Raw genomic sequence first — 12576 nt, 5'->3', positions numbered from 1 at the left:
GCGCCCATGAGTTTTTTTGCCATCCTGTTCGCTTTGCTCATAGAGCAGGCACGACCCCTGTCGCGCAGTGATCCGATCCATGCAGGACCTCGCGCATGGGCGCTGTCGGTCAGTCGCAATTTCGATACCGGAACCAGTGTGCACGGCTGGGTGGCGTGGTGCATCGCTGTGCTCGTGCCTTCGGCTATTGCAATGGGCGTGTATTGGGCGCTGGAGCATTGGGTTGGTTGGCCAGTGGCCCTGCTGTGGAATGTGGCCGTGCTGTACTTCACGCTTGGATTTCGCCAATTCAGCTACCACTTCACCGGTATCCGTGATGCGCTGGAAGAAGGCGATGCCGATCGCGCGCGTGCGCGTCTGGCCGAATGGAAGCAAGTGGAAGTGGGCGAGTTACCGCGCAGTGAAATCGTGCGCCACGTGATCGAGTACTGCGTGATCGCCGCGCATCGTCATGTGTTCGGTGTGCTGGCTTGGTTCTCTGTGTTGGCAGCGCTGGGTCTTGGCCCAACTGGTGCAGTGCTGTACCGGATGGCCGAGTTCGTTGCGCGCTACTGGTCACCGCGCAGTCGCGCGCTTGCGACACACCCTGCGAGCGCTCCGCTGCAGCATGCCGCAACCAAGGCGTGGATGGTGATCGACTGGCTGCCAGCGCGCCTGACGGCATTGAGCTTTGCAGTGGTTGGCAGCTTCGAGGAGGCCATCGACGGCTGGCGCTTTCACGCGCAGCGTTTTCCGAACGACAACGATGGCGTCATCCTGGCGGCCACTTCCGGCGCAATCAATGTGCGTTTGGGCGGTGAAGCGCTGCGCCTGAAGTCCGAGGTGGGCTCGACGCAAGGCTGGGAAGCAGACCCCGATCTGGGTGACAGTGCCAGCACTCCAGGCCGCGAGCCCGAGGTCGCGCATCTGCGCAGCGTCGTGGGATTGGTCTGGCGCTCCGTGGTGGTGTGGATGCTGCTGCTCGCGCTTCTGTCGTTTGCGCGTCTGTTGGGCTGAGGCAAGCTCATTGCTCCACGGAAGTGCAGTCTTGATTCAGGTCATTCAGGTTTTGCAAACAAATGTGATTCGTGACCTCCATGGAGGAAACGGCACCGATTCGCTATCGATTGGTAGCTAAATATGACATATGCTTCCAATCGAAATGGCATTGATTCCACCTACTCCTGCGCTCACGGTCACTGTTGTTGAAGACGACGAGGACACGCGTGTCAATGTCTGCAGCTTTCTACAAAAGGCGGGTTTGCGTGTCTGGGGGGCCGAGTCTGCTGAGCACTTCTATGTGCGCCTGCTTCAGGAAAAGACCGATCTGGTGGTTGTGGATCTGGGTCTGCCCGGTCAGGATGGGCTGAATCTGATCCGCATTCTTTCCGAGCAGAACGTACCCGTGATCGCCTTGACCGGCCGTGGGGATTCGGTGAGCCGCATCCAGGGGCTGAACGCAGGGGCATTGCAGTATTTCGTCAAACCTGCAGACATGAACGAGCTTTTTGCCGGCATTCGTTCCCAGTTGCGCTACATGAAGTCCCACGTCTCCGCCATTCCCACGAGGGAGTCGGAGAACCGTCTGGCGCAAGTCCCGATGGCGTGGCGACTCGACCGCCATGCGTCACAGCTTATTGGACCGGATCAGAGCGCCGTGCGTCTGACAGGCAGCGAGTTCGAGTTGATGCACTGTCTCATGTCCGCCGGTGGCGCGATTGTGAGCAAGTCGGAACTGGTCAGGCAGATGGGCTACACGGACGACGAAGATGGCATCCATGGCGTTGAATCCCATCTGGCGCGCGTGCGTCGAAAGACGCTGCTGGAAACCGGTTCTGCACTGCCAGTGCGCGCCATCTTCGGCAAGGGGCTGGTGTTCCTGCACTAGGCAGGAACGCTCACATCAGGCTCTCCGCACCCCTTTTTCAATCCCTCTAAAGATGTTTTCGAGCGCGATGCGATGGCGCTGGTCGCGTGCGATCGTGTCGATAGTTTTTTTATATTAAATGCCAATATCCATCTGTAAAATTTCTTCAGACGGTGAGTTTTGGTGGCGTTTGGTATATGGCATCAGAACTAAGCGATCGCAATAATTTCTCCCATGAGAAAGCAGATTCAATAGAAATAACAACAAGGTAGAGCGGGCGTTGCGACGGCCCGGCACACCATCCGAACGCATCTTCCGCGTTCGTATCGCTTTCTTCCCCTTGTCTTTTTATGCATGGCCTTGGCCGAGCAGGGCAGCGCTTTGCCGGTCGATTTTTCAAAGCAACTTGAGGAGAAATCCGTTGAACACCATCCCATTCATTTCCCAGGAGACCGTGCGAGCCCTTCCATGGCAGCGCTGGAGCCGTTTGACGATGGCGTTCTGCGCCTCCGGCCTGATGCTGGCGCCGGTGGCGCATGCGGATTTCGTCAATGGCAACTTCGAGTCGGGTACCGCTTTTGATGGGTGGACGCAGTTTGGGTATGTGGTTCCCTCGACCATCACCACCTTTCCTCCCTCCAAATCGGCCGATCTGGGTCTGAAGACGCCGTTGGCGAGCAACCAGTCTGAGGTGCTGAATGCGGGTTCCGATGCCACCACCAACAACGTCCTGAGCTGGTCGGACCGGGTCGCCCGCGTTCACACATCGAACAATTCAAATGGCAAGAACAACAAGGCCAGCTCGATAGAGCAGCAGATCACCATTGCTGCCTCCGACGTGGATGCGGATGGGAAGGTGCATGTCCGCTTTACCGCTGCGCCAGTGCTGGAGGCCCCCAATGACCACAACGAGAACGAGCAGCCCTATTTCTTCATCGAGATCACCAAGGCCGATGGCACAACGCTGTACAGCACGTTCAACTTCGCCAACCAGCCCGGCATTCCATGGAAATTGTCCAGCAACGGTGAGGTCACTTATACCGACTGGCAGGCGTTCGACATTCCGCTCGATGCGCAACAGGTGCAGGTGGGCGACCAGATCAAACTCAAGGTGATTGCTGCGGGCTGCGGGAAAAGTGGGCACACCGGAGCGGTGTATCTGAACAATGTGCGCACCCAGTCCGACGTTACCGGTGCCAGCCTTTGGGTGACGGCCGAGGGGCCGGCCTCCGTCATGCACCACACGGCCACGGATGGCTCGACGTTGGTAACCTACACCTACACCTACACCAACAACGGCGACACCACGGTGAACAACGTCACCGTGCTGCCGTCCATGCCGCAGACGACGGATGCGACGCCCAAGACCACCAGCTTCGTCGCGATCAGCTCGCCTGGCGTGGGTGGCGGTTCGTGCACGGCTCCGGTCACTGCGGGCGCAGCGGCATCGTGCAGCATTGGCACGTTGGCACCGGGCGCGTCAGGCACCTTCACGATGACGGTTCTAGTGCCGGGCGATACGTCCGCCGACCAGCTCAACAACGGCACCTACCCGATTGCGGGCAATGGCGTGCCTGCGCTGCTGGGGCCGCTGGTCAAGACCGCGCTGCTGGCCGATATGGTGCCGGATTTGAGTCAACTGCCCGCGTCCGCCGTGCTCGGCGCGAGCTACAGCGGAGCCTATTCGTGCACCAATCAGGGATCGACCATCGCGTTTGCCGCAAGCTGTGCGGTGAGCGGCCTGCCTCAAGGCGTCACGACGGGGCAGTGCACGATCACGCCGCCCACACCTGCCACTAACTGGGCCACCGGCGACGGCGTGCCGCCCGCAGCGACAGTGACCTGCCCGGTCAGCGGCACGGTCACGGGCACTGGCGCTGGCACCGTGAATGTGACCACGGGCGGCAGCAACGACGGTGACGCGGGCAACAACTTGGCCAGCAAGGCTGTGAGCGTTGCCGGACCGGACATGGCGGTGGATCTGACGGGCCTTCCCGCGAGCGCCGTGGTCGGCAAGGCCTATGCCGGCAGCTTCACCTGCTCCAATATCGGCAGTGTGGCGGCCACGAGCGGCACCAGCTGCTCAGTGGCAGGGCTTCCTCAGGGTGTGAGTCAGGGAGTTTGCGCGATCAGCCCGGGCGCCTCGGTCTGGACTGCGGGCAACGCGGTACCGAGTGGCGAGGTGGTGACCTGTGATGTCGAAGGTACGATCACTGCGATGTTGCCGGCCACAGTCGTGGGGCAAACCGGTGCGACGGGGGATGCCAACGCTGCCAACAACACGGCCACGCTGATGCTGGCGCTTGCGCCCGCCGCGCCGAATCTGGTGGTTGACGTGACGGGTCTTCCCGCCAGCGGCGTGCTCGGCAAGCCCTACAAGGGCAGCTTCACCTGCAGCAACACCGGCACTGCGGACGCGACAACGGGTACGAGCTGCGTGGCTGCAGGCCTGCCGCAGGGAGTCACTCAGGGGGCATGCACGATCAGCCCGGGCGGCACGTCGTGGGCGCAGGGCGATGCCATCGTTGAAGGAGCCGTGGTGACCTGCAAGGTTGATGGAACGCTGGTGAAAACGGGCATGACCACAGCGACCGGTACGACAGGTACTGCGACTGCAACCCAGGATGTGACTGTGACCGATGCACCTGTTGCAACTCCGGTGCCCACGCTCTCGCAGTGGGCGCAGATGCTGATGGCTGGCCTGCTGGCACTTGCGGCGGTGTTGACATTGCGTCGTCGCCAACGTTGATCCGTTTGAGCCATCCGAGAGGGAAGGAGGCTGCACGTGAAAGCGTTGCAGCCTCTGCCGCGTGCCGAGCGAACCCATTTGGATGATACAGTTTGTTTCATTCTCGGCCGTGATTGCTCTGCTCACATACCTTCTGGAATCCAAGCCATGACAGCTCCGTCCACTTCGGCACCGGTGCGGCGCACACTCGCGCTGCCCAGAGGCTGGTTGCGTCGCGCGATGCTGCCTGCTTGGCTGCTGCTGTCGATAGCAACGATTGCCTTGGTGATTCTGAGTCCTGCGTTGTTGTCGCAATCCGACAAGGGCATGCAGCTTGGCAGCGAAGCGCCTGCGCAGTTGTTCGTGGATGCGGATGGGCACTTTGATATCGACGCTGTGGTGTCGTTGCCGAATTCGGACTTCACGGATCTGACGACGCCGCTCAACAAGGGCTACAGCGATAGCGTTTACTGGCTCAAGGTGGCTGCGCCGAAGATTCCCCCTGATACCCAGGCGGGCGCCGACAACGGGCTTTGGCTCAGCATTCTCCCGAGCTATCTTGACGAAGTGCGGCTGTATCAATTCGACGGTCGGCACTGGCAGCAGCAACGAAGCGGAGACACCGTGCCGATGGCGTCGCGCATCCAGGTGCGACAGTTGCTGTTTTCATTGCAGCCGGACAGGCCTTTTTTTCTGCGCGTGCAAACGACCAGTCCGGTGAGCCTGGACGCGCGCGTGTGGCGGGCGAGTGCGCTGCTCACGCAGTTTTCTATTGTCGAATGGGCGTCGGGGGTGCATCAGGGCATCAACCTGGTGCTCGTGCTGCTCATCATTGGCGCGGCGTTGGTGCTGCGCATGCGCAGCCTTGCAGCGTTGGCAGTCGGAGCCGCAACGGCGCTGGCCCACGGTGCGGCCGACCGGGGCTATCTGCAGCTGTGGCTGCCTGCCGATCTCGCGCACTGGGGCGATGCGGCGGTCAAGATCGGGACACTGGTGTTGCCGATTGCGATCGCTTGGCAGTTCCGGGAGCTCCTCACGATCCACACCCGCTGGAAGTGGGTCGACAAGTTGCTGCTGCTCGCGGGCATCGCACCGCTGTTGTGCTTGCCGAGCATTCCACTGGACTTCTATCAGGATGTGGCCTGGGTCGGTATCTTTGCACCCTGGGTCATCAGCGCGCTGTTCGCATACGTGGCCTGGGGCAATTTGCTCAAGGACGGGCCGTCGATGGAGACACTGCTGATGATCATGCCGACCACGCTGTACGGGTTGACTGGCATGTATGTGGTGGCGGTCTACATGGGGCGTATGCCTGCGCCGGAGATCGAGACCAGCATCCTGTGGCAGCTCAAGACGCTGTTGACGAATTTGCTGGTTGCTGTGGCTGTGGGCGCGCGCTTGTTACGCAAGTTCCGCGAGTCCATGGGGCGTCAGCGCCAGCTCGTGGCGTCGCTGGAGAAGTCGGAGCAGACGCTGGAAGAGCGCGTGCGTCTTCGTACCGACGAGCTGCTGTCCACCCGCAACGCGCTGCAGCATGCACTGCACAACGAGCGCGACATGCGCATTGAGCAGAAGCAGTTTTTCAACATGATCAACCACGAATTCCGAACACCACTGGCGGTGGTGGACAGCGCGGCGGCCGAGCAGCAGGCTTTTCCCAGCAACGATCTGCAGGCGCAGGTGGCCCGTGCAGTGCAGATCCGCCGTGCATGCAAAAGACTCAATACGCTGGTGGCCAACTGCCTGCTCAACGACCGGCTCGATACAACGTCCTTTGCGCTGCAGATGGTGCGCGTGCCGTTGGAAGACTTGATCGCTGATGCCGCTCAGCTCGTGCAGTGGTCACAGCGTCATCAGCTGTGCTTCGATATCGATGAGGATTTGACGGACTGGTATTGCGATCAGATGTTGATCTCCATCGCTCTGTCCAACCTGACGGACAACGCGATCAAGTACGCCAACAATGGGCGTATCCTGATTCAGGCGCGCATCGATGAACTCGACCGGCTCGAACTGTCGGTCAATGACGAGGGGCCGGGCATGTCGCTCGAATCCGCGGAGCGTATTTTCGAACTCTACGAACGCGGCAATCACGTGGATCAGGCGCGTGGCTTCGGTCTGGGGCTCTGGGTGGCGCGGCGCATTGCGCGCCAGCATGGCGGGGACGCGAAGGTGTCGGCCTCCGTGATGGGCGGCACGCGCTTCACGCTGACCCTCGCGTGCGAGTCACATCTCCCAAGAGGAGGCTGAGCGCACAGAGCGCTCGATATTTCAGCGGACCGCACAAGCAAGGCGCTCAGTACTTCGGCGGAGCGCTCAATTCCTCGAACAGTTCGCCATAGAGCCGGTACCGGTTGGCACTGATCGTGTCGACCTGCTTCTGGTCATCCGCTGCATCGAGCACGCGGGCGCGCACGTCGCAGCCCGGCTCGTGCAGGTGCGTGCAGTTGTAGAACTTGCAGTCGCCCGCATGCGCCGCGATGTCGGGCATGCAGCGTGCGAGGTCGGTGGGGGCGAGGTGGCGCAGGCCGAATTCCTGGAAGCCCGGAGAGTCGATCAGCGCGGTTTTGCGCGCCTCGTCGATCCAGTACAGCGTCGTCGTCGTCGTCGTGTGCTTGCCGGAGTTGAGTGCCTGTGATATCTCACCGGTCTGCGCATACGCACCGGGCACGAGCAGGTTCACCAGCGTGCTTTTGCCCACGCCCGAGGGGCCGAGCACCAACGTGGTCTTGCCTTCGAGGATGGGCAGCAGCGTGTGGTGATCGACGGTGCCCGATTCAGTGAGCGACATGGGCAGCACGCGATAGTGGCGGCTGGTGTCGCCCGCGCCGCCCATGTGGCGGTAGGGCCAGAGCCGCTCCCAGGCGTGCGCGAAGGGCTCGACCAGATCGCTCTTGTTGAGCGCGATGATGGGCGTGATGTGTTCGGCCTCGGCGGCGATCAGTGCACGCACCAGCTGACTTTCGGAGAATACCGGTTCGGCGGCGAGCAGGATCAGGATCTGGTCGAGGTTGGCCGCAAACGACTTGGTGCGGATCTCGTCCTGGCGGTAGAACAGATTGCGGCGCTTTTCGACCTTTTCGATCGTACCCTCGTCGCCCTGGCCGGGTGCGGCGGGCAACCACAGTACGTGGTCGCCGACTACGGCCTGGCTCTTCTTGCCGCGCGGGTGGCAGATGCGGCGCTCGCCATCGGCCGTCTCGACCACGCAGTGACGGCCGTGGCTGCCGACGACGAGGCCCTTCTGCAGTTCGGGGCGTGCGCTCATGGTGCGGCGAGCAGCGCGTCCACGCGGGCTGCGCAATCGAGATCGGTCGTCGAGACGCCGCCCACGTCGTGCGTGTTCAAGCGCACGACGCAGCGGTTGTAGTGCACCGAGAGGTCGGGGTGATGGTCCTGCTGGTGCGCGACGAGCGCCACTGCGTTCACGAAGGCGATGGTCTCGAAATAGTTGTTGAAGCGGAAGGTCTTCTCGATGGCCACATTGGCACCATCGCCGTTGAGGCTCCAACCTTGCAGGTCGACCAGTTTGGTGACGAGTTCGACGGCGCTGAGCGCGCGGCGCTTTTCCTGCGACCAGTCCTTGATTTTCAATGCAGATGTCATGCCGCGGCTCCAGCTGTATGGGGAATGCGCGCCAGCCGTTCAACGGCGGGCGGATGTGAATAGTAGAACTTCACGTAGACCGGATCGGGCGTGAGGGTGGATGCGTTGTCCTCGTGCAGCTTGAGCAGAGCCGAGGCCAGATCCGCACCTTGCGTCTGCGCTACGGCAAAGGCGTCGGCTTCGAACTCGTGGCGGCGCGACATCTGCGCGAAAACAGGGGAGAGGAACATGCTGAAGATCGGCACTGCCAGCATGAACAAGAGCAGCGCCAGCGCATCATTGGGTGCCGAACCCGCCACACCCGGCATGCTGAAATTCGGCATCACGCCAAGACCGGTGTAGAACCAGCCTTTGGTGGACAGCCAGCCCAGCAGCGCAAAGCCGATCAGGCTCAGCGCGAACATGCCGATGATGCGGCGCGTGATGTGCTTGTGCTTGAAGTGACCGAGTTCGTGTGCGAGCACGGCCTCGACTTCTGCTGGCGTGAGTTGCTTGAGCAGCGTGTCGTAGAACACCACGCGCTTGCCCGCACCAAAGCCGGTGAAATACGCGTTGGCGTGCGCGCTGCGGCGGCTACCGTCCATCACGAACAGGCCCTTGGCCGCAAAGCCGCAGCGCTGCATGAGCGCGGTTACACGCTGGGCGAGTGATTCGTCGGCGAGCGGCTGGAACTTGTTGAACAGCGGTGCGATGAACAGCGGATAGACCACCATCAGCAACAGATTGAAGCCCATCCACACGCACCATGCCCACAGCCACCACAGCGGTCCCGTGGCACCCATGAGCCAGAGAATCAGTGCGGCGAGTGGGAGACCGATGAGTGCCCCAACAAGCGTGGATTTGAGGATGTCCGCCAGCCACAGCCGTGGCGTCATCTGGTTGAACCCGAAGCGTTGTTCGATCACGAAGGTCTGGTAGTACGAGATGGGCAGGTCGATGGCGCCGCTGATCAGTGCAAAGCTGGCGAGCAAGGCGAGTTGCTGCCACATGCCTCCGCCCATGAGATCGATCAGCCCCTGATTGAGTGTGTCCAGTCCGCCGAGCAATGTCCAGCCCAGCACGACAGCCGCGCCGAGCGTCATCTCGATCAGTCCGAAGCGCCCCTTTGCGACGGTGTAGTCCGCCGCGCGCTGATGGGCTGTGAGAGAAACGCGATCCGTGAAATCGGCAGGCACCTGATTGCGGTGTTGGGCGACATGGCGCATCTGGCGCGTGGCAAGCCATAGTCGCAGGGCCAAGCCGGCGAGCAGAAAGAAGGCGAACAGCGAGGTCCAGAGCAGGGAAGGAGACACGTTTTACAGGGCGGAGATTTCAAGGGCTGAGAGCGCAAGTGTAGGTGATCGGCGACAATCCCCGGCATGTCTGACACCGCTACACCGACCGCTCCCCAACTCGCCAAATCCGACCAGAATCTCGTCTGGCTTGATTGTGAAATGACGGGGCTGAACCCTGAAACTGACCGCTTGCTGGAGATCGCCATCGTGATCACCGGCCCGAATCTGGAGCCGCGCATCGAAGGCCCGGTGCTGGTGCTGCACCAGTCGGACGAGTTGCTGAATGGCATGGATGCCTGGAACAAGGGGACGCACGGACGCAGCGGGCTGATCGACAAGGTCAAGGCCTCCACCGTGACGGAGGCCGAAGCCGAAGCCCAATTGCTCGAGTTCATCAAGCGTTATGTTCCCAAGAACTCCGCGCCCATGTGCGGCAATACCATCGGACAGGACCGTCGTTTTCTGGTGAAGTACATGCCCAAGCTGGAGGCGTACTTTCACTACCGCAATCTCGATGTAAGCACCTTGAAGGAGCTTGCCAAACGCTGGAAGCCCTCGGCCTACAACTCATTCAAGAAGGCACAGAAGCACACGGCGCTGGCGGATGTGATCGAATCGATCGAAGAACTGGCGCATTACCGCACCACGTTTCTGGCTTTGTGACGATTTGCCAACGATGAGATGACGAAAGACAAGGGTATTGCGGGAAAACCCGATGCATGCCATAATTGCACTCTTGCAAGAAACATGCGCTGGGTGCTCGAACGATTTGAGTGGTGCCACGGCTCTTTTCCTGCACTTTGTACATCTCCCTTTCACATCGGGTTCACGGCGTTCGGAATGTTTGTCCATCTGGGGCAAGCAACGAACCAGCCACTGAAAAACACCCACCCGCCCAGCGATTCACGCTGGCGCTGGTTTCGTTGAATGGTTGATGTTTTTTAAACCATTTGATTGAAGCCTCCGCAGGTTGCGCCCGCGGTTGCATAAACACATGACTGACTCTTTGCATTCGCAGGGCGATTTCGCGCCTGCTGACTCTTCTTTTTCCGAAGAAATCATTACTACAACCAACGATCTCGTAGAGACAACAACAGAAGCTGAAATCGAGCAATCGATTGAAGCCGAAGCTGCTGCAGAAGCAGCCGCTGAAGTTGAAGAAGCTCCCAACGGCTTCGTCGAACTGGGTCTGGCTCCTGAGCTGGTTCAGGCCGTCAAGGATCTGGGTTACACACAACCAACCCAAGTTCAGCAGCGCGCCATTCCTCTGGCGATGGAAGCCGATGGCGAAAGCGATCGTTTCATCGACCTGATGGTCTCCAGCCAGACCGGTAGCGGCAAGACTGCTGCTTTCCTGTTGCCCGTGCTGCACACACTGCTCAAGCAACAAGAAGCGCAATTCGCACAGGAACGTGCTGAGTTCGACGCTCTATGCGCCGAAGCTGCAGCTAAGGGCGAGCCTGCTCCCAAGCGCAATCGTCGCAAGGACCCAACTAACCCACGCAATTTCAAGGCTGCCGTTCCTGGCGCCCTGATCGTCTGCCCAACCCGCGAACTGGCTCAGCAAGTGGCGCACGACGCTATCGATCTGGTGCGTCATTGCAAGGGTCTGCGCGTTGCCAACGTCGTTGGTGGCATGCCTTACCAACTGCAAATCGCCAAGCTGCAAAACGCCGATCTGGTGGTGGCAACGCCTGGTCGTCTGCTTGACCTGCAACGCTCCATGCAGATCAAGCTCGACAAGGTGCAATTCCTGGTCGTTGACGAAGCCGACCGTATGTTGGATCTGGGCTTCTCGGACGACCTCGCCGAGCTGAACCAACTGACCAGCCAGCGTCGCCAGACCATGATGTTCAGCGCCACTTTCGCGCCGCGCATTCAGCAACTGGCCATGCGCGTGATGCACGACAACGGCTCGTCGGTGAAGAAGATCCAGATCGACTCGCCACAAGAACAACACGCCAACATCAAGCAGATGCTGTTCTGGGCCGACAACGCTCAGCACAAGCGCAAGCTGCTCGACCACTGGCTGCGCGACACCACGATCAACCAGGCCGTGGTTTTCGCAAGCACACAGATCGAGTGTGATGGCCTCGCCAACGACCTGCAGCAAGACGGCTTCTCCGCTGTGGCCCTGCACGGCGCGCTGAGCCAAGGTCTGCGCAATCGCCGATTGATGGCGCTGCGCAGCGGCCAAGTGCAGATTCTGGTAGCTACCGACGTGGCTGCTCGCGGCATTGACGTGCCTACGATCACGCACGTGTTCAACTTCGGCCTGCCGATGAAGGCGGAAGACTATACGCACCGTATCGGTCGTACTGGTCGTGCCGGTCGCCAAGGTCTGGCCGTGACGCTGGCCGAGTTCCGCGATCGCCGCCGTATCTTCGATATCGAAGCCTACACAAAGCATCGCTTCAACCCCGAAGTGATTTCGGGTCTGGAGCCTTCCCAGCGCGCACCTCAGCCCGACTTCGGTCGTGGCGGTCGCAGCGGTGGTGGTGCTGGCGGTGGCAAGCGCTTCGGCGGTGGCGGCGGTGGTCGTTCCTTCGGCGGCGGCGACCGTGGTGGTCGTGATGCTGGCGGTTTCGGTCGCAAGCAAGGTTTCGGCGGCTTCGGTGGTGATCGTGACCGTGGTGGTGATCGTCCACAAGGCGGCTTCGGCGGCGACCGTGGCGGCGAACGTTCCTTCGGTGGCAATCGCGAGCCGCGCCCTTTCGGCGGTGACCGTGAGCGTTCATTCGGCGGCGACCGTGGTGAGCAACGCTCCTTCGGTGGTGAGCGTCGTGAAGGCGGTTTTGGTGGCGGCGAGCGTCGCGAAGGTGGTTTCGGTGGCCGTGACAACGGCCCGCGCGGTGGCTTTGGTGCACCACGTGGCGATCAGCAACGTTCGTTTGGCGGCGGTGAACGTCGCGAAGGCGGCTTCGGTGGCGGCGAGCGCCGTGACGGTGGTTTTGCCGCTGGTCGTCGTGATGGCGAAGGCTTTGGTGGTCGCAAGCCAGCATCGGCAGGCTTCGGTGATCGCAAGCCGGCGCATGTGAAGTCTGGTACGGGCGCCAAGCCTTATGCACCTCGGGCACGTACGCCGCGTTGATCTGCTTACGCTGATCAGGCGTTAGTTGACT

Annotated in this window: 9 protein-coding genes; 6 read left to right on the top strand and 3 right to left on the bottom strand. The window is 61.0% G+C overall.

Annotated elements, in window-relative coordinates:
* Positions 1-6 precede the first annotated feature (6 nt).
* The 4 genes from G7047_RS17535 (at position 7) to G7047_RS17520 (ending at position 6824) form a co-directional block, all read left to right on the top strand.
* Positions 7-996, top strand: a complete 990-nt coding sequence (locus G7047_RS17535; protein ID WP_166308193.1) for a CobD/CbiB family protein — start codon at positions 7-9, stop codon at positions 994-996.
* Between the two features lie 145 nt (positions 997-1141).
* Positions 1142-1867 carry a response regulator transcription factor gene (locus G7047_RS17530; protein WP_166308190.1) on the top strand — a complete coding sequence of 242 codons (726 nt, stop codon included), beginning with the start codon at positions 1142-1144 and terminating at the stop codon, positions 1865-1867.
* Between the two features lie 400 nt (positions 1868-2267).
* The gene (locus G7047_RS17525) at positions 2268-4595 is read left to right on the top strand and encodes an IPTL-CTERM sorting domain-containing protein (protein WP_166308187.1); all 2328 of its coding nucleotides are present in this window, start codon (positions 2268-2270) and stop codon (positions 4593-4595) included.
* A 147-nt stretch (positions 4596-4742) separates the two neighbouring features.
* Positions 4743-6824, top strand: coding sequence for an ATP-binding protein (locus G7047_RS17520; RefSeq protein ID WP_240939163.1), 2082 nt, complete (start codon positions 4743-4745; stop codon positions 6822-6824).
* Between the two features lie 46 nt (positions 6825-6870).
* On the opposite strand, the gene rsgA is transcribed toward G7047_RS17520, so the two are convergent.
* The 3 genes from rsgA to G7047_RS17505 are packed head-to-tail and all read right to left on the bottom strand — an operon-like array spanning position 6871 to position 9472.
* On the bottom strand, positions 6871-7842 hold the full coding sequence (gene rsgA, locus G7047_RS17515; protein ID WP_166308184.1) for a ribosome small subunit-dependent GTPase A: 972 nt from the start codon (positions 7840-7842) through the stop codon (positions 6871-6873).
* Positions 7839-8180: a 4a-hydroxytetrahydrobiopterin dehydratase gene (locus G7047_RS17510; RefSeq protein WP_166308181.1), complete on the bottom strand. Its 342-nt coding sequence runs from the start codon at positions 8178-8180 to the stop codon at positions 7839-7841. The genes rsgA and G7047_RS17510 overlap by 4 nt, the downstream gene beginning before the upstream one ends.
* Positions 8177-9472, bottom strand: coding sequence for a M48 family metallopeptidase (locus tag G7047_RS17505; RefSeq protein WP_240939162.1), 1296 nt, complete (start codon positions 9470-9472; stop codon positions 8177-8179). The genes G7047_RS17510 and G7047_RS17505 overlap by 4 nt, the downstream gene beginning before the upstream one ends.
* 66 nt (positions 9473-9538) lie before the next feature.
* Here G7047_RS17505 and orn point away from each other — a divergent pair, with 66 nt between their 5' ends.
* Both orn and G7047_RS17495 read left to right on the top strand, forming a co-directional pair.
* Entirely contained in the window at positions 9539-10117 is a 579-nt protein-coding gene (orn, locus tag G7047_RS17500; RefSeq protein ID WP_166308178.1) for an oligoribonuclease, read from the top strand.
* Between the two features lie 331 nt (positions 10118-10448).
* Positions 10449-12545: a DEAD/DEAH box helicase gene (locus G7047_RS17495; RefSeq protein ID WP_166308175.1), complete on the top strand. Its 2097-nt coding sequence runs from the start codon at positions 10449-10451 to the stop codon at positions 12543-12545.
* Positions 12546-12576 lie beyond the last annotated feature (31 nt).

It is taken from the genome of Diaphorobacter sp. HDW4A (genome assembly GCF_011305995.1).
Lineage (GTDB): Bacteria > Pseudomonadota > Gammaproteobacteria > Burkholderiales > Burkholderiaceae_C > Diaphorobacter_A.
Note: the sequence above shows the minus strand (reverse complement) of the source record. Positions and strands in the feature narration are given on the sequence as shown.